Here is a 20,188-nt window from a genome sequence, read left to right as displayed (position 1 = left end):
GAGGGCATGACTTGAACGACATCTTTCACGCGGTCTTCAGCACACAAGGCTTCGTCCTTGGCACGCTCGTGCCGTTTCTGTTCGTGCTGACCGTCGTCGTGTTCGTCCACGAGATGGGCCACTATCTGATCGGCCGCTGGTGCGGCATCGGCGTGAAGGCTTTTTCCATCGGCTTCGGCCCTGAGCTCTTCGGTTTTCACGACCGCCGCGGCACGCGCTGGAAGCTTTGCGCCATTCCGCTTGGCGGCTACGTCAAATTCGTCGGCGACATGAATGCGACGTCGAGCCAGCCGAACACGGAAGAGCTCGAATCGCTGACGGAAGCCGAGCGCGAGGTCGCCTTTCATAGGCAACCCATCTGGAAGCGCGCCGCCACCGTCGTCGCGGGGCCGCTGTTCAATTTCCTGCTGACGATTGCCGTGTTTGCGGTGCTGTTTTCTCTCTATGGCCGCCCGGTCCTGGAGCCGACGGTGGCCGAAGTCACCGCCGGCAGCCCGGCGCAAAAAGCCGGAATCCAGCCGGGCGACCGATTCGTCAAAGTCGACGGCAGCAAGGTTGAGACCTTCGCCGACGTGCAGCGGCTGGTTTCAGGCCGGGCAGGCGACCCCATCACCTTCACCATGCTGCGCGACGGCAAGGAAATCCACGTTACGGCGACCCCGGAGCCCATGGAGCAGCAGGATGCGCTGGGCAACAAGGTCAAGGTCGCGGTGATCGGCGTCGTCAACAACGCCGAGCTCGGCCAGCCGCGCCTGATCTCTTATACGCCGGCCGGCGCCGTGGTGGCGGCGGTCGAGGAAACCGGACACGTGATCGAGCGCACGGGACAGTTCCTGCAGCGCTTTGCGCTTGGACGCGAGGACAAGTGCCAGCTGGGCGGTCCGATCAAGATCGCGAAGATGTCGGGCCAGGCGGCCAAGCTCGGCTTCGAGTGGCTCGTGCAGCTTGTTGCATTTCTGTCAGTCGGAATAGGATTTCTCAATCTCCTCCCGATTCCCCCTCTCGACGGCGGCCACCTGTTGTTCTACGGCGTGGAGGCCGTCATAAGGCGGCCCGTTTCGGAGCGCATGATGGAGATGGCTTACCGGACCGGGTTGTTCCTGGTGCTCGGCTTCATGGCCTTCGTGTTTTGGAACGATCTGTTTGGGTGCTGAAATCATGAAGAAATTTGGCTTCAGCTCCGATCATATTGAGATGCCGTTTACCATGCGTGGGGATATGCGTGACGCGAAAGCCACGCGATACGGTTAAGTAAATACAAATTAACCGGGAGCCTTGCGTGTAGGGAAAATCCGGTTAATACGGTAAGGGAAAATACCGCACGTCCGGTTTTCTCGCCGTGGGGACTACGAGAAAAAGGTACAAAAGCCCGATGAAGGCAGCATCCAAGTTTTTGAGCGCCGCTTCCGCGGCGGCTTTGTCCGCCGCTCTGGTCGTGCCAGGCGCGCTCGCAGTGCAGTTGGCCGCCACATCCGTGGCCGAAGCCGCGGTCATTTCGCGGGTCGAGGTCAGCGGCAACCAGCGCGTCGATGCCGAGACGATCCGCAATTACATCTCGATCAAGCCGGGCAAGCCTTTCTCCAGCTCCGATATCGACGACGCCGTCAAGGCGCTGTTCGGCACCGGGCTGTTCTCGGACGTTCAGATCAACCAGGTCGGCTCGACCCTGGTGGTCAAGGTTTCCGAGTACAAGGTCGTCAATCAGGTCCTGTTCCAGGGTAACAAGAAGATCAAGGACAACGCGCTTCAGATGGGTATCCAACTGAAGCCGCGCGCGACCTTCTCGCAGCAGACGCTGGACGCCGATGTCGAGGCGATCAAGACGGCCTACAAGCGCATTGGCCGCGACGACGCCGCAGTGACCACGCAGATCATGGATCTCGGCGACAACCGCGTGAACGTGGTCTTCAACATCAACGAAGGTGGCCGCACCCAGATCGCGGCGATCAATTTCGTCGGCAACCACGCTTTTTCCAGCCGGCGTCTGTCGGACGTCATCAACACCAAGCGCTCGTCTTGGCTGTCCTTCGTGCTGCGCGACGACGTCTATGACGAGGATAAGCTGCGCGCCGACCAGGAGTTGCTGCGCCGTTTCTATTACAATCACGGCTATGCCGACTTCCAGGTCGTCTCGGCCGTCGGCGAGCTCGACGACACCACCAACAAATACACGGTTACCATCACCGTGCAGGAAGGCGACCGCTACACGTTCGGCGACGTCAGCGTGGAAAGCACCATCCCCGAAGTCGATTCGAAGTCGCTGGAATCGGTCGTCGAAACCCATAAGGGGGACGTCTACAACGCCAAGGACGTCGAGGATACGATCGTCGCCTTGACCGAGAAGGTCGCGGGTTCGGGCTATGCCTTCGCCCAGGTGACGCCGCGCGGCGATCGCAATTTCGAGAACCACACCATCTCGGTCGTCTACACCATCGACCAGGGCACCAAGGCCTATATCGAGCGCATCGAAATCCGCGGCAACGACCGCACGCGCGACTATGTCATCCGTCGCGAATTCGATGTCAGCGAGGGCGACGCCTTCAATCAGGTTCTCATCCAGCGCGCGAAGAAGCGGCTGGAAAACCTCGACTACTTCCAGTCCGTCGACATTTCGACTGTTCCGGGCTCGGCGCCTGACCAGGTCGTGCTAGTGGTCACCGTGGTCGAGAAGTCGACCGGTGAATTCTCCGTTGGCGCCGGCTATTCGACAGGCGGCGACACGCCTGGTCCGTCGATCGAAGGTTCAATCACGGAGCGCAACTTCCTCGGTCGCGGCCAATACATCAAGCTGTCGGCCGGCGGCGGCAAGCATTCGCGCGACTTCGCCATTTCCTTCACCGAGCCTTATTTCCTCGGCCGCCGCATCGCGGCGGGCTTCGACATCTACAAGTCGACCCGCGAGTACAATCATTACGACACCGACGTCACCGGTGCGACCGTTCGATTCGGCCTGCCGATCACTGACAGCATTTCGACGCAACTGGCGTACAATATCTCGCAAGAGAAGTATTCGATCGCCGATGGCTGCTTGACCAGCGGAGTCTACGACCCGTCCAAGTGCACGATCTCTCAGGCCATCCGGGACGGCGTCGCCGAGAGCCCGTGGACCAAGTCGTCGGTCAGCCTTGGGCTGGTCTACAACACCATCGACGACATGAAGAACCCGCATGAGGGTCTTTACATCACAGGCACAACGGAAGTCGCCGGTCTCGGCGGCGATGCCAAATGGGTGAAGGTGACTGGCCGGGCAAGCGTTTATCAGACCTTGTCTGAGCAGCTCGACCTGGTCGGTCTAGTGTCGGGTGGTGCGGGCTATATCGCGGGCTATGGCAATGGCGATCTGCGCATCTTTGACCACTTCCAGAGCAATGACCGCATGATTCGCGGTTTCGCCTATGGCGGCATTGGCCCGATTGCCAGCGATACCAGCGGCGACCATCTGGGCGGCACGACCTATTTCAATGCCTCGGCGGAAGCTCAGTTTCCGCTGCCGGTTATTCCGGAGAGCTTCGGTCTGCGTGGCGCTGTGTTTGCCGATGCGGCAACGCTTTACGGCAGCAAGCTCGATCCTGCTTTGATCAAGCCAGGATCGGCTGACATGCATTTGCGCGCTTCGGTCGGTGTCGGTCTGATGTGGGCTTCGCCGTTCGGCCCGATCCGCATCGATTATGCGATACCGGTCGAGAAACAGCCGGGTGATGACGTGCAGGAATTTAACTTCGGTATCGCGACCCGCTTCTAATTCGTGGTTGCGATCGTTCCGGGCCGGCTGACGGCCCGGAGTGGACTGATCCGACCCAGCTGGATATTGCTTCTGGAATGACCGATCCGGTGTTCTTCGCGCCTTCACGCCGGTATACGGCTGGCGAGGTCGCGAATCTGACCGGCGCTAGCCTGCTCGATTCCGCTCAGGCCGAAATTGCCATCGAGGCGCTGGCTCCAGCAAATGAGGGTGGCAATGGCGCGCTCGTCTTTGTCGACGGCAAGCGCAATTTCGCGCTTATGCCGTTGCTCAGGGCGGCTGCGGTCCTGTGCCCTGCCGATTTTGCCAGCAAGGCGCCGCCGGGCGTGGCCGTGCTCATGCATCCGCGTCCGCAGCAGGCTTTCGCGATGGTCGGCCGCCTGTTGTTTCCGCAAGCCGCGACTCCGGGGCCAATGACCGGAGAAACCGGCATATCGGCGCATGCATTCATCGATCCGTCCGCGCATATCGAGGACGGAGCGATCGTCGAGGCCGGGGCAGTGATCGGCCCCGGCGTGTCCATCGGCAGCGGCACGGTCGTTGCGCCCCACGCCGTTGTCGGCCGCTCCTGCCAGATCGGCCGCGACGGCTTCATCGGGCCCGGCGCCAGCATTCAATATGCGCTTGTTGGCAATCGCGTCATCATCCATGGCGGCGCTCGGATCGGCCAGGACGGTTTCGGCTTCGTCGGCGGCGCCAAGGGACCAGAACGCGTGCCGCAGATCGGCCGCGTCATCATCCAGGACGATGTCGAGATCGGCTCCAATTCCACTGTCGACCGCGGTGCGATGTCTGACACCATCATCGGCCAAGGCACCAAGATCGACAATCTGGTGCAGATCGCCCACAATGTTCGCATCGGCCGCAATTGCATTATAGCCGGGCTTTCGGGTATCTCCGGTTCCGTCGTCGTCGGCGACAACGTCACCATGGGTGGCGGTGTCGGCCTCGCCGATCATTTGACCATCGGGCCCGGGGCCAAGCTTGCTGCGAGAAGTGGATTCATGAACAACGTGCCGGCAGGCGAGGTCTGGGGAGGTTATCCCGCGCAGCCTATGGCGGAAGCCATGCGCGAGATTGCGATGCTGCGGAAGATGGCCAGGACGCGCAAGCAAGGCGACGGAAATGGCTGATATGGTGGCAACGACACTCGAGGCAGTCGACATCATGGGGCTTATGAAGCTCCTGCCGCACCGCTACCCGTTCCTGCTGATCGATCGCATCGTCGAGATCGATGGCGACGATTCCGCCGTCGGCATCAAGAACGTGACCATCAACGAGCCGCATTTCCAGGGCCATTTTCCCCAGCAGCCGGTCATGCCCGGCGTGCTCATCATCGAGGCCATGGCCCAGACCGCGGGCGCCATCTGCATTCGCAGCCTCAACACGGAAAAGCCCTCGCTGGTTTATTTCATGACCATCGACAACGCGAAATTCCGCAAACCGGTGGTTCCGGGCGATCAGCTCAGGATCCATGTCAAAAAGATCAAGAAGCGCGGCAATCTGCTGAAATTCGCCTGCGAGGCGATGGTAGATGGCGCGAAGGCCGCCGAAGCCGAGGTGTCGGCCATGATGGTTACCGGCTGACGATTTGAAATGCTCATGAAAGTCGAGACATCCATTCATCCTTCCTCGGTCGTCGAAGAAGGAGCCCGGCTCGGCAAAGGCGTCCACATTGGACCCTTCTGCCATGTCAGCGCCGATGCAATTCTCTCCGACCGTGTCGAACTGGTCAGCCATGTGTCGGTGATGGGCGCCACGACCGTCGGAGCAGGGACGAAGGTCTATCCGATGGCGACGCTCGGCGCGCCGCCGCAGAACACCAAGCATAAGGGCGGGCGCACCACGCTCGTCATCGGCGAGAACTGCACCATACGCGAAGGTGTCACGATGCATGTCGGCACCGATTCCAGCCGTGGGGAGACGAGTGTCGGCGACAACGGCAATTTCCTCGCCTACGCCCACATCGCCCATGATTGCGTCGTCGGCAAGAACGCCACCTTCGCCAATGGCGCGACGCTCGGCGGCCACTGCGAGATCGGCGACAACGTCTATATCGGCGGCCTGACCGCCATTCACCAGTTCGTGCGGGTCGGCGACAATGCCTTTATCGGCGGTTGCTCGGCGGTCGTCGGCGATATCATTCCCTATGCGATCGCCGCCGGCAATCGCGCCAATTTGCGCGGCCTCAACATCATCGGGCTCAAGCGTTCCGGCCTGCCTCGCTCGGAAATCTACCTGTTGCGCAAGGTTTATCGGTCGATTTTCGACCGCTCCCGCAGCGTCGCCGAAAATATCAAGCTTGCCAGGGCGGAATTCGCCTCCTCGTCTCCCGCCGCCATGAAGATGATCGACTTCATCGCCAGCCCCGGCAAGCGGCACTATACCATGCCGCCGCTGAGGGGTGGTGGCGGCGACGACAATGATGGCGATGACGAGGGCTGAGCCCGCCGAAACACGGCTTGTACTCGCGCCCGGCTCCAAAGTCGGCATCATTGCCGGTGGCGGCAGCCTGCCGGTCGAAGTGGCGGAAGGCCTGAAGCGGCAGGGATATTCGCCTTTCATCATCATGGCCGAAGGTGAGGTCGATCGCGAGGCGGACTTTGCGGGGTATGAACAGGCGACGCTTGCGCTGGAAGATGTCGGTTCGCTGGTTCCGTTGCTGAAACGCCGGAATATCAGCCATCTGGTCCTTGCCGGCGAGATCCGCCGCAGGCCACGGCTAGCCAGGATCCGTCCGACCCTGGGCCTGCTGGCGATAATCCCTTCCGTGATCATGGCGCTGGCGCGCGGCGACGACGGGCTTTTGAAGGTGGTCACGCGCGGATTGGAGAAGCGCGGCATCACGGTCGTCGGCGCGCATGAGGTCGTGCCGGAACTCGCCGCCGGCAAAGGCACGCTGACGGCCTCGGCGCCAAAGCAATCGGATTGGCTTGACATCGAGGCCGGCCGCGCGGCGGCCAAGGCCATCGGCGCGCTGGACATCGGGCAGGCGGCGATCGCGATCGGCGGGCGGGCGATAGCGCTCGAGGGAGTGGAGGGCACTGCCGCGCTGCTCGAGCGGACGAGGCAATTGCGCGGCCATGGCAGGCTTGCCGGCAAGACGCGCGGCGTCCTTGTCAAATGCGCCAAACCCGGCCAGGAACTGCGCGCGGACCTGCCCTCGATCGGCCCGCTGACGGTCGAAGCCGCGCATGCCGCCGGACTGGCCGGCATTGCCCTGGAAGCTGGCCGCTCGCTCATTCTGGAAGGCCCTGAAACGCTGGAACGCGCCAACGCGCTTGGGCTATTCATCGTCGGCTTGCCCGCAACGGAGCTGGCCAATGGGGAGCCGGCCAATGGTCGCTGACAAGCCGCTCAAGATCGCGATCGTCGCCGGCGAGGAATCCGGCGATCTGCTCGGCGCCGACATCGTGCGCGCGCTCCAGCGCACAACCGGTCGCGAGGTGCAACTTGTGGGCATTGGCGGACGGCATCTGCAGCAGCTGGGGCTGACGCCGCTTTTCGAGGGCAGCGAGATCGCGCTGATGGGCTTCAGCGCGGTGCTGCGCGACCTGCCGCGGCTGATGCGCCGGATCAACCAGACGGCGGCGGCGATCGCGGCCGATCGGCCCGATTGTCTCGTCACCATCGACAGTCCGGACTTTTCGCTGCGCGTCGCGAAAAAGGTCCGCGCGGCAGCGCCGGCCATCCCGATCGTCCATTATGTCTGCCCGAGCGTATGGGCGTGGCGGCCGGGCAGGGCGGTGGCGATGAAGCCGTATGTCGACCATATCCTGTGCATCCTGCCGTTCGAGGTGAAGGCGCTTGCCCGTCTCGGCGGACCGCCTGGCACTTATGTCGGTCACCGGCTGACGCAGGATCCGGGCGTGCTCGGCGCCGCCAAGGCGCAGAGCCAGCCGCGCGATCTCTCCGACGACCGCGTCAAGACGGTGCTGGTGCTGCCCGGCTCGCGCCGTGGCGAAGTCCGCCGGCTGATAGAACCCTTCGGCAAGGCAATGTCGGCGCTGCGTCAACGCGGCCATAGTCTGCGCCTGCTCTTACCGACGGTGCCGCATGTCGCCGAGCTGGTGAAGGCCTCTGTTGCCAGTTGGGACGACAAGCCCGAAATCATCACGGAGCCGGAGCGCAAATGGCAGGCCTTCGGCAAGGCCGATGCGGCGTTGATCGCGTCCGGAACGGTTTCGCTCGAGCTGGCGCTTGCCGGCGTTCCGATGGTCTCGTGCTACAAGCTCGACCCGATCGCGCGCCAGCTCCTGCAGCATATGGTGACGACGTGGTCGGCGCTGCTGCCCAACCTCATTTCCGACCGCGCGCTGGTTCCGGAGTTTTATGACCAGTATGTCCGTCCGGAAAATCTCGCCAGGCAGTTGGAAGCCCTGTTCGCCGACACCGGCATGCGGGTATGGCAAAAGGCGGGCTTTGCCGAGATCGCCCGGCGCATGGCGACCGAGCGGCCCCCGGGCGAGATCGCCGCGGAGGTGGTGATGGGGTGTGTGAAGAAGGCGGCAGTAGGCAGTAGGCAGTAGGCAGTAGGCTGTCTTTCCCGTTGCCTACTGCCTACTCACTAATTCCTACCTTTTAGCAATCGGCACGTAATCGCGTTCGGTCGCGCCGGTGTAGAGCTGGCGCGGGCGGCCGATCTTCTGGTGCGGGTCCTCGATCATCTCCTTCCACTGGGCGATCCAGCCGACGGTGCGCGCGACCGCGAACAGCACAGTGAACATGGTGGTGGGGAAGCCGAGCGCCTTCAGCGTGATGCCGGAATAGAAATCGACATTCGGATAGAGCTTCTTGGCGATGAAATATTCGTCGGTCAGCGCGATCTTCTCAAGCTCCATCGCGATGTCGAGCAGCGGATCGTCCTTGATGCCGAGCTCGCCCAGCACCTCATGCGCGGTCTTCTGCATGATCTTGGCGCGCGGATCGTAGTTCTTGTAGACGCGATGGCCGAAGCCCATCAGCCGGAACGGGTCGTTCTTGTCCTTGGCGCGGGCAATGAACTCCGGGATGTGGTCGACATGGCCGATCTCGCCCAGCATGTTCAGCGCCGCTTCGTTGGCGCCGCCATGCGCCGGGCCCCAAAGACAGGCGATGCCGGCGGCGATGCAGGCGAAGGGGTTGGCTCCAGAAGAGCCGGCGAGGCGAACCGTCGAGGTCGAGGCGTTCTGCTCATGGTCGGCGTGGAGGATGAAGATGCGCTCCATCGCGCGCGCCAGCACCGGATTGATCTTGTACTCCTCGCACGGCACGGCAAAGCACATGTGCAGGAAATTGGCCGCGAAGCCGAGATCGTTCTTCGGATAAATGAAGGGCTGGCCGATATGGTATTTGTAGGCCATCGCCGCGATGGTCGGCATCTTGGCGATCAGGCGCATCGAGGCGACCATGCGCTGATACGGATCCGAGATATCGGTCGAGTCGTGATAGAAGGCCGACAGCGCGCCAACCACGCCGCACATCACGGCCATCGGATGGGCGTCGCGACGGAAGCCGGTGAAGAAGCGCGACATCTGCTCGTGCACCATGGTGTGGCGCGTCACGCGATAGTCGAAATCCTCCTTCTGCGCCTTGGTCGGCAATTCACCGTAGAGCAGCAGATAGCAGACCTCGAGGAAGTCGCCATGTTCGGCAAGCTGGTCGATCGGATAGCCGCGATGCAGCAGGATGCCGGCATCGCCGTCGATGAAGGTGATTGCCGACTCGCAGCTCGCCGTCGACGTGAAGCCTGGATCGTAGGTGAAGGCGCCGGTGGTGCTGTAGAGCGCGCCGATATCGATGACGTCAGGCCCGGTCGACCCGCTTCGCACCTTGAACTCATGCGTCTTGCCGGCGAGTTCGAGCCTGGCGGTCGACTCGTGCGCCTTGCCGCCAGGTTCCAGTTTTGTCGCAGCTTCGCTCATTCCCAAACTCCTTTATGTTCCTCATGCCGGCAAGGCAATTCCTGCAAACGACACGTCGAAATCACCGGAATGCGCGAACTTGCCACCGCATTTTAGGAGGCGCGTGCCAGATTGGGCCAAGGCCTAATGTTGCACTGCGAAACACACCTTTCAATGCCAATCTTCTTGGGCCAGTTCGCTCCTAATCGATTTGGTCTCCAATCCTTGCCAGGCTTTCCTGCCGGCCCAGCACGGCCAGCACGTCGAACACGCCGGGCGAGGTGCTGCGGCCGGTCAGCGCGGCTCTGAGCGGCTGGGCCACCGCGCCGAGCTTGTGCCCGCCGGCCTGCGCAAATTCGCGGATCGAAGCCTCCGCCGAAGCGGCGCTCCAGTCGCCCTGGATGGAAGACAATGCGACATGCGCGCCGCGCAGAATCGCGCGCGCATCGGCGCTCAGCAAGCCCGCCGCCTTCTCGTCCAGCGGCAAGGGCCGCTCGGCGAACAGGAAAGCCGCGCCGTCGACCAGCTCGACCAGGGTCTTGGCCCGCTCCTTGAGGCCGGGCATGGCGGCAAGCAGTTGCGCCTTGCGCTTGTCGTCGAGCTTTGCGGCAAGCGCCGGACCGCCCTCGAGATAGGGCAGAGTGGCGACGAAGATATCGAACAGCGCGCGATCGTCCATCTTGCGCATATGCACGCCGTTCAGCGCCTCGAGCTTGGCGAAGTCGAAGCGGGCAGCGCCCTTGTTGACGTCGCCGATATCGAACCAGGCGATCATATCCTTGATCGACATCACCTCGTCGTCGCCATGGCTCCAGCCGAGCCGCGCCAGATAGTTGAGCAGGGCTTCCGGCAGATAGCCCATGGCGCGATAGGCCTCGACGCCGAGCGCGCCATGCCGCTTCGACAGCTTGGCGCCGTCGGCGCCGTGGATCAGCGGGATGTGCGACATCGACGGCACCGCCCAGCCCATGGCGTTGTAGATCACCGTCTGGCGCGCGGCGTTGGTCAGGTGGTCATCGCCGCGGATGATATGGGTCACGCCCATGTCATGATCGTCCACGACGACGGCATGCATATAGGTCGGGTTGCCGTCCGAACGCAGGATGATGAAATCGTCGAGATCCTTGTTGGGAAACCGCACCTCGCCCTGCACGCGGTCCTGCACGACCGTCTCGCCCTCGGTCGGCGCCTTGATGCGGATGGCGCCCTTGACGCCGGCCGGAGCCTCGGACGGATCGCGGTCGCGCCACTGGCCGTTGTAACGTGGCGGCAAGCCCTTGGCTCTAGCTGCCTCGCGCATCGCCTCCAGTTCCGCAGGCGTCTCGTAGCTGTAATAGGCCTTGCCCATGCGCACGAGCTCCTCGGCCACCTCGCGATGGCGTGGCGCACGTTCGAACTGCGAGACGGCCTCACCATCCCAGGAAAGGCCAAGCCAGGTCAGACCGTCGAGAATGGCGGCCGTAGCGGCTTGGGTGGAGCGCTCGCGATCGGTGTCCTCGATACGCAAAAGCATCGTGCCGCCGGTGTGCTTGGCATAAAGCCAGTTGAACAGCGCCGTGCGTGCCCCGCCAATATGCAGGTAGCCTGTTGGCGAGGGGGCAAAACGTGTGACGACCTTGTCGGACATGGAACTCTCGAAGAAGCACTGAAACGGCACATTTCGCGCGGGCTTCCACGCGACCGGCGTTCATGTAGCATAGGCGGTCTGGGGCGCAAGGGGCAGACCCGATGGCTGGACGTGGCGGGGGCGCGGAGGAGGGCGGAGGAACGACAGCAGGCGTCAGCGAGCGCCTGATGTTTGCTCATGCCGCGTCCACTGAAGAAGCGCCATTTTCGCTTCCGGAACTCCATCCACCCGCCGAGCTGCCGCCGCCCGGTTGCGGTGCGCTACAGCCGGCCTCGCCAACAGCCGTCGTCAGCAGGATCCGCAAACAGCTTGGCCGCGTTTCGCTTGCTGCGCTGCGCCGAAGCGTTGCGGTCGCTGCCACCACCGAGCTCGATCGTGGCGTCGGCTTTCTGCTGGTGCCGGTGTTTCTGGCCGCCGGTGTCATCTACTACTTTTCGCTGAGCACCGAGCCGGATCTCTACAGGCCGCTTGCGGCCGTGGCGCTGATGGCTGTCTGCGCGGCGGTCTCGCGCTCCTGGCAGAGAACGCATCTTCTGTTCATGGCAACGCTTTTCTGCGCCTTGGGCTTTCTCGCGGCCAAGGTGGAGACCTGGCGAATGGCGACCCCGATGCTGGGCTCGGAAATCCAGACAAGGCTGACGGGCCGGCTCGTCACCGCGGAGGCGATGGCCAACGGCCGTGTCCGGCTGACCATCGACCTTATTTCCACGGACCATCCGAAGCTGCGTTACGCGCCGGACCGCGTCAGGCTGTCGGCACGCAGGATCCCGCCCGGCATGACGGCCGGATCGATGCTGACCGGCTATGCCAAGCTGCTGCCGCCGACGGGCCCGGTTCGGCCGGACAGCTACGACTTTTCCTTCGACAGCTATTTTGCCGGCATCGGCGGCAGCGGCTTTTTCCTGGGCGACCCGAAGCTGGTTGCGCCGGTGGAGGCGCCTTTCGGCGCGCGCGTCGCCTCGGCAGTCGAAAATGCGCGCGAAGGGATCGCCGATCACATCAGGAGCAGCATAGGCGGGTCCGAGGGCGAGATCGCGGCGGCGCTGATCGTCGGCGTGCGCGCCGGCATTCCGGAGCCAATCAACGAGTCGATGCGGCGCACCGGCATCTACCACATCATCTCGATCTCCGGCCTGCACATGGCGCTGGTCGCCGGCACGATCATGGTCCTTTTGCGCGGCGCCTTCGCGCTGCTTCCGGATTTCTCCTCGCGCCGGCCGGTGAAGAAATATGCCGCCGGAATCGCGCTCATCTCGATCGCCGCTTACCTCGTCATCTCCGGCATCGTGGTGGCGGCCGAGCGAAGCTTCATCATGCTCGCCGTGATGCTTGCCGCCGTGCTCTTCGACCGTGCGGCGCTCACGATGCGCAACCTGGCGATCTCGGCAATCGCCGTGATCCTCGTCTCGCCGCACGAGGTGGTCGGCCCGAGTTTCCAGATGTCCTTCGCCGCCACCGCCGCCCTGGTCGGCGCCTATGCCGGCTTTGCCGACTATCGCGCCGGCAAAACGATCGCGCCGCCGGCAAAGCGTTCATTCCTGGGATTCCTGTCGCGAAAACTGGCGGTTGGAGTGGGCGGCGCCGCCGTGACGTCGCTCATCGCGGGCAGCGCGACATTGCTGTTTGCGATTTGGCATTTCCAGCGCGTGTCGCCGCTCAGTCTGCTCGCCAATCTGGCGGTCATGCCGATCGTGTCACTGATCGTCATGCCGTTTGCCGTGTTGAGCGCGCTGGCCATGCCCTTCGGTTTCGACGGCCCGTTCCTCTTTGTGATGGGCAAGGGACTGACGGCGATGATCGCCATTTCGGCATGGATCTCCGAACGCTCACCGGTCGACGCCGTCGGGCTGATCTCGATCCAGTCGGTGCTGCTGGCGACGATTGCGCTGGTCATTGCGACAATGGCCACAACCTGGCTGAGGCTTGCCGCCGTTCCCTTCGCGCTTGCCGCGCTGCTGGCCATTCCGCATGTCCGCACGCCGGATGTGCTCATTTCCGAGGACGCGCATCTGGTGGCGATGCCGATCGGCGGTGGCGAGCTTGCCGTCAGTCGCGCACGCGCCAACGAGTTCACCACCGACAATTGGAAACGGGCGCTGAAAGCCGAGGAAATCGTGCCGCCGGAGACGTTCGCCAAAGATGCGCTGGACATCGTCGATCCCGTCGATCTGCCGCCCGGCTCGCCCTTCTACTGCACGGGTGATCTTTGCATCGGCCGGCATCCGTCCGGCGCCATCGTCGCACTCGCTGAAACCCGCGACAGCGCCCGGCCGGCCTGCGGCTTTGCCGACCTCGTCGTCATCAACGACGCCACCGCCTACAATCCCTGCCGCGATCCGCGCGTGCTCGTCGTCACCAAGCGGCAGTTGGCGCGCGACGGCAGCGCCGCCGTCTTCTTCGATCCCCAATCGGCAACCGCGCGACCGGCCATCCAATATGCTGTCGAGCAGCCGTACCGGCCTTGGCACGAACAGCGCAAGTATACCCGCGAGGCGAGAGGACTGCCGCCTTATCAAAAGCCTCAGCGGACGGATGCGAAACCTTCGCAACCGGATCAGTAGCGGCGGATCAACCCGACGAGCTTGCCCTGCACCTTCACCCGATCCGGTCCGAAGATGCGGGTCTCGTAGGCCGGGTTGGCAGCTTCCAGCGCGATCGAGGCACCCTTGCGGCGGAAGCGCTTGAGCGTCGCTTCCTCATCATCGACCAGCGCCACCACGATCTCGCCCGGGCTTGCCGTGTTGGCGTTGCGGATGATGACCGTGTCGCCGTCGAAGATGCCGGCCTCGATCATCGAGTCGCCTTTGACCTCCAGCGCATAATGCTCGCCGCCGGCGATCATGTCCGGCGGCACCGTGATCGAATGCGTCTGGTGCTGGATGGCGTCGATCGGGACACCGGCGGCGATGCGGCCCATCACCGGAATGGATACGGCCGAGCCGGCATCGTCGTCGTTGCTTGGCGTCGGGGCGCGCGAGGGCGCAGCCGGCTTGACCTGACGGCTGAGATTGTTCTGACCCAGGCTGCCCTGGATGACGCTTGGCGAAAACTTCTTCGCCGCATTGAGGCCGGGTGCGATCGAGTCGGGCAGGCGCAGCACTTCCAGCGCCCGCGCCCGGTTCGGCAGCCGGCGAATGAAACCGCGTTCCTCCAGCGCCGTGATCAGCCGGTGGATGCCGGACTTGGAGGCGAGGTCGAGCGCTTCCTTCATCTCGTCGAAAGACGGCGGAATCCCGCTTTCCTTCAGCCTTTCGTGGATGAACATCAGAAGTTCATGTTGTTTGCGCGTCAGCATGGCGGCCCCCACGGGTTCTGAAACCAGAATCAGAAAAACAAACCCAGAACAAACACTATCTGTTCCAGTTGTGTTCCGCAACCGTTTAAAGTTTAGTGAACTCGTTGACGATTTGTTCAGCGTAACATCAGAACGCTGCATTCGGCGCCGGTCTCGGCTGCCGGCGCGAAGGGCTCGCGCACGATCAGGCCGTTGGCGTCGGCGAGCGTTCTGAGCATCGAGGAGTCCTGGATGCCGAACGGGGTCGCGACGAGCGTGCCGGCGTCCTCGCGTATGACGGCGCGCACATAGTCCTGCCTGAGATCGTTGGCCTGCATCGCTGCGCCCAGCCGGGCCGTTCGCAGCTCCTGCCTGTGGTCGCGGCCGCCGAGCCTGGCAAGCAGCGGCTTAAGGAACAGCTGCGAGCAGACGATGCTGGCCACCGGGTTGCCGGGCAGGCCGATGCAGCGGACATTGCCAAGCCGGCCGAACATCAGCGGTTTGCCGGGGCGCATGGCGATCTTCCAGAAGTCGAGCCGCATGCCTTCACTGGTCAGCACGTCATGGATCAGGTCGTGGTCACCGACCGAGGCGCCGCCGAGCGTGACGATGACATCGGCGTTCGCCTCGACTGCTTTCCGGACCAGCGCCGCGATCGCTTCCTTACGATCGGCGGCGATGCCGAGATCGAGCGCACGCGCGCCGACCGACTGGGCGGCGGCGGCGACGCCATAGGCGTTGGATGAAATGATCTGATCGGGGCCGAGCGCGCTGCCCGGCGGCAACAGTTCATCGCCGGTGGCGATGATCGCGACCAGCGGCCGGCGCACGACATTCAAGGCGGGATGGTTGGCCGAGGCTGCAAGCGAAAGGGCCGCCGCGTCGAGCACGCGGCCCTTTTCGAGCACCACGTCGCCCTGGACGAAGTCGAGCCCGCGGCGGCGCACATTGCGTGCTTCGGCCGTCGGCTCCGTCACCTCGATCTGGCGGTTGCCGAGATCGCGGACGTTTTCCTGGATGACGATGGTGTCCGCGCCTTCAGGCAGCGGCGCGCCGGTGAAGATGCGCACCGCCTGGCCTTCGCCGACAGTCCCGGAAAAGCCGCGCCCGGCGGGCGCCATGCCTATGACCTCCAGTTGCGCCGGCGCAGAAGCAACGTCGGCGGAGCGTACGGCGTAGCCGTCCATCGCCGAGGCGTTGAAGGGCGGCTGGGTGCGCAGCGCCACAACCGGTTCGGCGAGAACCCGCCCGGCCACGTCCGCCAGCGGAACGCTCTCGCCCGGCAAAGGTGCTGCGCCGTCGAGCAAGCGTTCGAGCGCTTCGGCGACTAGAACGAGGGCCATCAGGCACCCGCCTTGTAGTCGCCCGACTTGCCGCCGGTCTTTTCGACCAGCCGGATACCGGAAATCACCATGCCACGGTCCGCCGCCTTGGCCATGTCGTAGATGGTGAGGCAGGCGACCGAAGCGGCGGTCAGCGCCTCCATCTCCACGCCGGTCTTGCCGGTGACGCGGGCAAGCGCGGTGATCCTGAGGCCGGGTAGCGCGCGGTCCGGCTCGATCTCGACGGCCACTTTGGTGAGAAGCAGCGGATGGCAAAGCGGGATCAGCTCATGCGTCTTCTTCGCGGCCATGATGCCGGCGATGCGCGCTGTGCCCAGCACATCGCCCTTCTTGGCGTCGCCGGCGAGAATTATCTCCAGCGTTTCCGGCTGCATCGAGACAAAGCCTTCGGCGATCGCGGTGCGTGTTGTCTCGGCCTTGTCGCCGACATCGACCATGTTGGCTTCGCCCTTGGCGTCGAGATGGGTGAGGGCCATCTCAGATGGCCTCAGCCGCCGCCTTGCCTGTCAGCAGAAGCTCGGTCGCCGCGGCCACATCCGCCTGCCGCATCAGGCTCTCGCCGACCAGGAAGGCGCCGATGCCGGTCTTCTGCATCCTGAGGCAGTCGTCGTGGGTGAAGATGCCGCTTTCGCTGACCAGCAGGTAGCCGCCCGGCACCATCGGCGCCACCCGCTCGGAAGTCTCAAGCCTGGTCTCGAAGGTCCGCAAATTGCGGTTGTTGATTCCGATCAGCCGCGACGACAATTTTAGCGCGCGCTCCGTTTCGGCCTCGTCATGCACCTCGATCAGCGCGTCCATCCCGAGTTCGAACGCGGTCGCTTCCAATTCGCTCGCCAGGGCATCGTCAACGCTTGCCATGATGATCAGGATGGCGTCCGCGCCCCAGGCGCGGGCCTCGTAGACCTGATAAGGGTCGAACAGAAAATCCTTACGCAACGCGGGCAGAGACACCGCCTTGCGCGCATTGGTCAGAAATTCCGGAGCGCCCTGGAAAGACGGCGCATCGGTCAGCACCGAAAGACAGGCTGCGCCACCTTTCTGATAGGCCCTAGCGAGCGCCGGTGGATCGAAATCGGCGCGGATCAGGCCCTTGGAAGGGCTGGCCTTCTTTATCTCGGCGATCAGCGCGAAACCGCCGGCCCGGCGCTTGGCTTCCAGTGCCGCGAGGAAGCCGCGCGGCGGCTCCGCGTCCCTGGCTTTCGCCTTGATCTCGGCGAACGGCACGGCGAGCTTCGCCGCGGCGATCTCTTCGCGCTTGTAGGCTTCGATCTTGCGCAGGATGTCCGACAAGGCCTTATCCGTTCGAAATCTCGACCAGCTTGTCCAGCACGCCGAGCGCGCGGCCGCTGTCGATCGCTTGCGCCGCCGCCGTGATGCCGTCGGCCAAAGTCGTCACCTTGCCGGCCACGACCAGCCCGGCGCCGGCATTCATCAGCACCGTGTCGCGATAGGCGCCGGCCGCTCCGCCCAGCATATCGCGCAATTCCTTGGCGTTGTAGGCCGCGTCGCCGCCGCGCAGCTCTTCCTTGCTGTGCCGCTTCAACCCGACGGCTTCCGGCGTCAGGGTGAAGCTGCGGATCTCGCCGCCGGCAAGCTCCGCCACCTGGGTTTCGCCCGTCGTGGTGATCTCGTCATAGCCGTCGCCATGGACGACCCAGGCGTGATCGGCGCCCAGCGCCTTCAGCGTCTCGGCCACCGGCATGATCCACTCCGGCAGGAAGACGCCCACCATCTGACGGCTGACGCCGGCCGGGTTCGACAACGGCCCGAGCAGGTTGAAGATGGTGCGGGTGCCGAGCTCGACGCGGGTCGGCCCGACATGCTTCATCGCCGGATGATGCGCCGGCGCGAACATGAAGCCGACGCCGGCTTCGTGGATGCAGCGGCCGATCATTTCCGGCGAGACATCGATCTTGACGCCCAGCGCCGTCAGCACATCGGCGGAGCCCGTCAGCGAGGACAGGCCGCGATTGCCATGCTTGGCGACCGGCACCCCGGCGGCGGCGATGACGAAGGCCGAAGCGGTCGAGATGTTGACCGAGTGCGAATTGTCGCCGCCGGTGCCGACGATGTCGATGGCGCCGTGCGGCGCCTCGACACGCAGCATCTTGGCGCGCATCGTCGCCACCGCGCCGGATATCTCGCTCACGGTCTCGCCGCGCACGCGCAGCGCCATCAGGAAGCCGCCGATCTGGCCGGGCGTCGCGTCGCCCGACATGATGATGTCGAACGCCTCGCGCGCTTCCTCGAAGGAAAGCGCGCTGCCGGTGGCAACCTTGGCTATGTGTGTCTTCAGCGCGCTCATCGTGTCTGTGCTTGCGAAACGGCGTTCGGGTCGATGCGAACGTCATATTGCGATTGCAGCTGCGCCACCAGCTGGTCGAGCAGGTCGTCGGACATGCCGGCGCCGAAGGATTTCTGCGCGTCTTCCGGCACCGCGCTGCCGTCGGCGCCTGCCGGCTCGAAGACCTCGGCGACCTTGAACAGGATCTGGCCGTCGCCGGTGGGCGAGGGGATCAAACCGGTACCGCCTTCTCCGACGCCGAACATCGCCGCAGCACCCTCCTTGCCAAAATCGGCATCGTCGGCTTCGCGCTTAAGGCCACGCTTGGTTTGTTTCTCCAGCTTGAGCTCGCCGGCGATGACGTCGAGCGTGGTGCCGGCCTTGAGGCGCTTCTCCAGTTCCTTAGCCTTCGCGTCGAGCCGCTTGTCGGTCTCGGCCTCCGTCCAGTCGGCCACGACCTTCTTGCGGACTTCGTCCAGCGTGCGGTCGCGCGCCGGCGTGATCGACTGCACCTCGTAGAAGACAAAGCCATTGTCCGCGGTGGTCAGGCCCTCGTTCTCGGTGTTGGGCTCGGCCGCGAACACCGACTTGATCAGCGTTGCCGATTCCGGCAGGTCGTTGACAATCGTGCCGTCCGGCCGCTGGCCCGTACGGTCGATGGCGTCGATGGTGACAACCTTGAGCTTCAGCTTCTCGGCGGCTTGGGCAAGCGAGGCGCCCGAGGCGCGGGTGTCCTCATAGCTGTCATGGACGTCGAGCAGGATGCGGCTTGCTTCGCCGAGCGCCAGGTCCTTGCGGATCTGGGCGGACACTTCCGAAAGCGGCTTCACCACCTGCGGCTTGATCTCGGTGACGCGCAAGAGCACGGGACCGAAGGCGCCCTGGACGACTGGGCTGACCTCATTGGCATTGAGCGAGAAAGCAGCATCGGCGATCGCCTTGTCGGCGATCTTGTCCTTCGACAGCGTGCCCAGCAGCGTGTCGGCCGGCGTCTTGCCTTCGGCGGTGACGAGCTTGTCGAAAGTGGCGCCTGCCTTCAGCGAATCGTAGGCCGCCTTGGCCGCATCCGACGTCTTGAACACCAGCTGCTCGATGGTGCGCATCTCGGGCGTCGTGTAGCGCGCGATGTTTTTGTTGTAGTCCTCACTGACTTGGCTGTCGGTCACTGCGGACGGATCCGCGATATCCTGCGGCTCCAGCCGGATATAGGAGAACTTGCGGTATTCCGGCGCGGCATAGTTCTTCTTGTTGGCGTCGAAATAGGCGTTGATGGCGCTGTCGGACGGCGCCTCAATCGGCTGCACCAGCCTCTTTGGCAGCACGAGATAGTCGATCGTGCGATCCTCGCCGCGATAGAGCGAGACCGCCTTCAGGAAGGTCTGCGGCACCTTCAGGCCGTCGGAGATCGCCTCCACGATCTGCTGGCGCACGGCCACCTGCGCACGGTTCTTGAGATAGTCCTCAGGCCGCATGCCGAGCTGGCGCAGGAGATATTCGAAGGTCCGGCGATCGAACTGGCCGCTGGGGCCCTTGAAAGCCGGATCCTCGCGCGTCAGCTCGGCCAGCCGGTCCTTGGAAAGGCCGAGCCCGAGCTTGCGCGCCTGCTCGTCGAGCACGGCGCCTGAAACGAGCTGCGCCAGCACCTGGTTATCGACGCCGAGCAGCTTGGCCTGCTCCTGGGTGATGCGCTGGCCATATTGCTGCGACAGAAGGCTGAGCTGGCGGTCATAAGCGAGGCGGTACTCGTTGATCGAGACCTCGGTGCCGCCGGCCGTGATCACCGCGTGATGACCGCCCAGCACGCCACCCACCATGCGCGTGGTCGCGCCCCAGGCGAGGAAGCTCACCACCAGCAAGGACAGCAACGCCTTCGCGACCCAAGTGCCCGCCGCGCTTCTCAATATACCAAGCATGCATACTTCCGATTTTTGCGCGTTTTTCGCACGCGCCGAGTCTGAAACAAGCGCAATAGCGCCCTTCCGGTCCACTGTCGATTGCTTTGTGACCTGATTTTGGTAGTGAGGGCGCTGCTTAAT

The 20,188-nt window shown here is 63.9% G+C and carries 16 protein-coding genes; 8 read left to right on the top strand and 8 right to left on the bottom strand.

What is annotated here, in order from left to right:
• The first annotated feature begins 11 nt into the window (after window positions 1-11).
• The 7 genes from rseP to lpxB all read left to right on the top strand — a co-directional run bounded on the left by rseP (window position 12) and on the right by lpxB (window position 8,271).
• A complete protein-coding gene (rseP, locus tag ACVMIM_RS21615) occupies window positions 12-1,154 on the top strand; it encodes an RIP metalloprotease RseP (RefSeq protein WP_476114447.1) in 1,143 nt (380 codons plus the stop codon).
• A gap of 218 nt (window positions 1,155-1,372) precedes the next feature.
• Window positions 1,373-3,742: an outer membrane protein assembly factor BamA gene (gene bamA / locus ACVMIM_RS21610; protein WP_476114445.1), complete on the top strand. Its 2,370-nt coding sequence runs from the start codon at window positions 1,373-1,375 to the stop codon at window positions 3,740-3,742.
• A 77-nt stretch (window positions 3,743-3,819) separates the two neighbouring features.
• Window positions 3,820-4,875: a UDP-3-O-(3-hydroxymyristoyl)glucosamine N-acyltransferase gene (gene lpxD, locus ACVMIM_RS21605; RefSeq protein WP_476114444.1), complete on the top strand. Its 1,056-nt coding sequence runs from the start codon at window positions 3,820-3,822 to the stop codon at window positions 4,873-4,875.
• On the top strand, window positions 4,868-5,329 hold the full coding sequence (gene fabZ / locus ACVMIM_RS21600) for a 3-hydroxyacyl-ACP dehydratase FabZ (protein WP_040994967.1): 462 nt from the start codon (window positions 4,868-4,870) through the stop codon (window positions 5,327-5,329). The genes lpxD and fabZ overlap by 8 nt, the downstream gene beginning before the upstream one ends.
• 15 nt (window positions 5,330-5,344) lie before the next feature.
• Complete coding sequence (gene lpxA, locus ACVMIM_RS21595) at window positions 5,345-6,187, top strand: acyl-ACP--UDP-N-acetylglucosamine O-acyltransferase (RefSeq protein ID WP_040995315.1); 843 nt, start codon at window positions 5,345-5,347, stop codon at window positions 6,185-6,187.
• Entirely contained in the window at window positions 6,174-7,091 is a 918-nt protein-coding gene (locus tag ACVMIM_RS21590) for an LpxI family protein (RefSeq protein ID WP_476117326.1), read from the top strand. Before lpxA ends, ACVMIM_RS21590 begins: the two co-directional genes overlap by 14 nt.
• A complete protein-coding gene (gene lpxB, locus ACVMIM_RS21585) occupies window positions 7,081-8,271 on the top strand; it encodes a lipid-A-disaccharide synthase (RefSeq protein WP_476114441.1) in 1,191 nt (396 codons plus the stop codon). Before ACVMIM_RS21590 ends, lpxB begins: the two co-directional genes overlap by 11 nt.
• A gap of 45 nt (window positions 8,272-8,316) precedes the next feature.
• Here the strand turns inward: lpxB and gltA are convergent, their stop codons facing one another.
• Window positions 8,317-9,645: a citrate synthase gene (gene gltA / locus ACVMIM_RS21580; RefSeq protein ID WP_040994963.1), complete on the bottom strand. Its 1,329-nt coding sequence runs from the start codon at window positions 9,643-9,645 to the stop codon at window positions 8,317-8,319.
• Between the two features lie 181 nt (window positions 9,646-9,826).
• Window positions 9,827-11,251, bottom strand: coding sequence for a glutamate--tRNA ligase (gene gltX / locus ACVMIM_RS21575; protein WP_476114440.1), 1,425 nt, complete (start codon window positions 11,249-11,251; stop codon window positions 9,827-9,829).
• A 101-nt stretch (window positions 11,252-11,352) separates the two neighbouring features.
• On the opposite strand from gltX, the gene ACVMIM_RS21570 reads away from it, so the two are divergent.
• Window positions 11,353-13,812: a ComEC/Rec2 family competence protein gene (locus ACVMIM_RS21570; protein WP_476114438.1), complete on the top strand. Its 2,460-nt coding sequence runs from the start codon at window positions 11,353-11,355 to the stop codon at window positions 13,810-13,812.
• On the opposite strand, the gene lexA is transcribed toward ACVMIM_RS21570, so the two are convergent.
• The 6 genes from lexA to ACVMIM_RS21540 form a co-directional block, all read right to left on the bottom strand.
• Window positions 13,806-14,546, bottom strand: coding sequence for a transcriptional repressor LexA (gene lexA / locus ACVMIM_RS21565; protein WP_040994957.1), 741 nt, complete (start codon window positions 14,544-14,546; stop codon window positions 13,806-13,808). The two genes, ACVMIM_RS21570 and lexA, sit on opposite strands and share 7 nt — an antisense overlap.
• 116 nt (window positions 14,547-14,662) lie before the next feature.
• Complete coding sequence (locus tag ACVMIM_RS21560) at window positions 14,663-15,868, bottom strand: molybdopterin molybdotransferase MoeA (RefSeq protein WP_476114435.1); 1,206 nt, start codon at window positions 15,866-15,868, stop codon at window positions 14,663-14,665.
• Window positions 15,868-16,344 carry a cyclic pyranopterin monophosphate synthase MoaC gene (moaC, locus tag ACVMIM_RS21555; protein ID WP_476114433.1) on the bottom strand — a complete coding sequence of 159 codons (477 nt, stop codon included), beginning with the start codon at window positions 16,342-16,344 and terminating at the stop codon, window positions 15,868-15,870. The genes ACVMIM_RS21560 and moaC overlap by 1 nt, the downstream gene beginning before the upstream one ends.
• A 1-nt stretch (window position 16,345) precedes the next feature.
• The gene (trpC, locus tag ACVMIM_RS21550; protein ID WP_040994951.1) at window positions 16,346-17,158 is read right to left on the bottom strand and encodes an indole-3-glycerol phosphate synthase TrpC; all 813 of its coding nucleotides are present in this window, start codon (window positions 17,156-17,158) and stop codon (window positions 16,346-16,348) included.
• Window positions 17,159-17,162: 4 nt separating this feature from the next.
• Window positions 17,163-18,173, bottom strand: coding sequence for an anthranilate phosphoribosyltransferase (trpD, locus tag ACVMIM_RS21545; RefSeq protein WP_476114431.1), 1,011 nt, complete (start codon window positions 18,171-18,173; stop codon window positions 17,163-17,165).
• Entirely contained in the window at window positions 18,170-20,065 is a 1,896-nt protein-coding gene (locus ACVMIM_RS21540; protein ID WP_476114429.1) for a peptidyl-prolyl cis-trans isomerase, read from the bottom strand. Before ACVMIM_RS21540 ends, trpD begins: the two co-directional genes overlap by 4 nt.
• Between the last annotated feature and the right edge of the window lie 123 nt (window positions 20,066-20,188).

The sequence above is a fragment of the Mesorhizobium sp. USDA 4413 genome, assembly GCF_056280365.1.
The sequence above is the reverse complement of the archived record's forward strand: the minus strand, read 5'-3'. Positions and strand labels throughout refer to the sequence as shown.

Excerpts from the sequence above, each read along its gene's own strand:
- bamA (WP_476114445.1), top strand. The coding sequence starts at position 1,373 with ATGAAGGCAGCATCCAAGTTTTTGAGCGCCGCTTCCGCGGCGGCTTTG.
- lpxD (WP_476114444.1), top strand. The coding sequence starts at position 3,820 with ATGACCGATCCGGTGTTCTTCGCGCCTTCACGCCGGTATACGGCTGGC.
- fabZ (WP_040994967.1), top strand. The coding sequence starts at position 4,868 with ATGGCTGATATGGTGGCAACGACACTCGAGGCAGTCGACATCATGGGG.
- lpxA (WP_040995315.1), top strand. The coding sequence starts at position 5,345 with ATGAAAGTCGAGACATCCATTCATCCTTCCTCGGTCGTCGAAGAAGGA.
- ACVMIM_RS21590 (WP_476117326.1), top strand. The coding sequence starts at position 6,174 with ATGACGAGGGCTGAGCCCGCCGAAACACGGCTTGTACTCGCGCCCGGC.
- lpxB (WP_476114441.1), top strand. The coding sequence starts at position 7,081 with ATGGTCGCTGACAAGCCGCTCAAGATCGCGATCGTCGCCGGCGAGGAA.
- gltA (WP_040994963.1), bottom strand. The coding sequence starts at position 9,645 with ATGAGCGAAGCTGCGACAAAACTGGAACCTGGCGGCAAGGCGCACGAG.
- gltX (WP_476114440.1), bottom strand. The coding sequence starts at position 11,251 with ATGTCCGACAAGGTCGTCACACGTTTTGCCCCCTCGCCAACAGGCTAC.
- ACVMIM_RS21570 (WP_476114438.1), top strand. The coding sequence starts at position 11,353 with ATGGCTGGACGTGGCGGGGGCGCGGAGGAGGGCGGAGGAACGACAGCA.
- lexA (WP_040994957.1), bottom strand. The coding sequence starts at position 14,546 with ATGCTGACGCGCAAACAACATGAACTTCTGATGTTCATCCACGAAAGG.
- ACVMIM_RS21560 (WP_476114435.1), bottom strand. The coding sequence starts at position 15,868 with ATGGCCCTCGTTCTAGTCGCCGAAGCGCTCGAACGCTTGCTCGACGGC.
- moaC (WP_476114433.1), bottom strand. The coding sequence starts at position 16,344 with ATGGCCCTCACCCATCTCGACGCCAAGGGCGAAGCCAACATGGTCGAT.
- trpD (WP_476114431.1), bottom strand. The coding sequence starts at position 18,173 with ATGAGCGCGCTGAAGACACACATAGCCAAGGTTGCCACCGGCAGCGCG.
- ACVMIM_RS21540 (WP_476114429.1), bottom strand. The coding sequence starts at position 20,065 with ATGCTTGGTATATTGAGAAGCGCGGCGGGCACTTGGGTCGCGAAGGCG.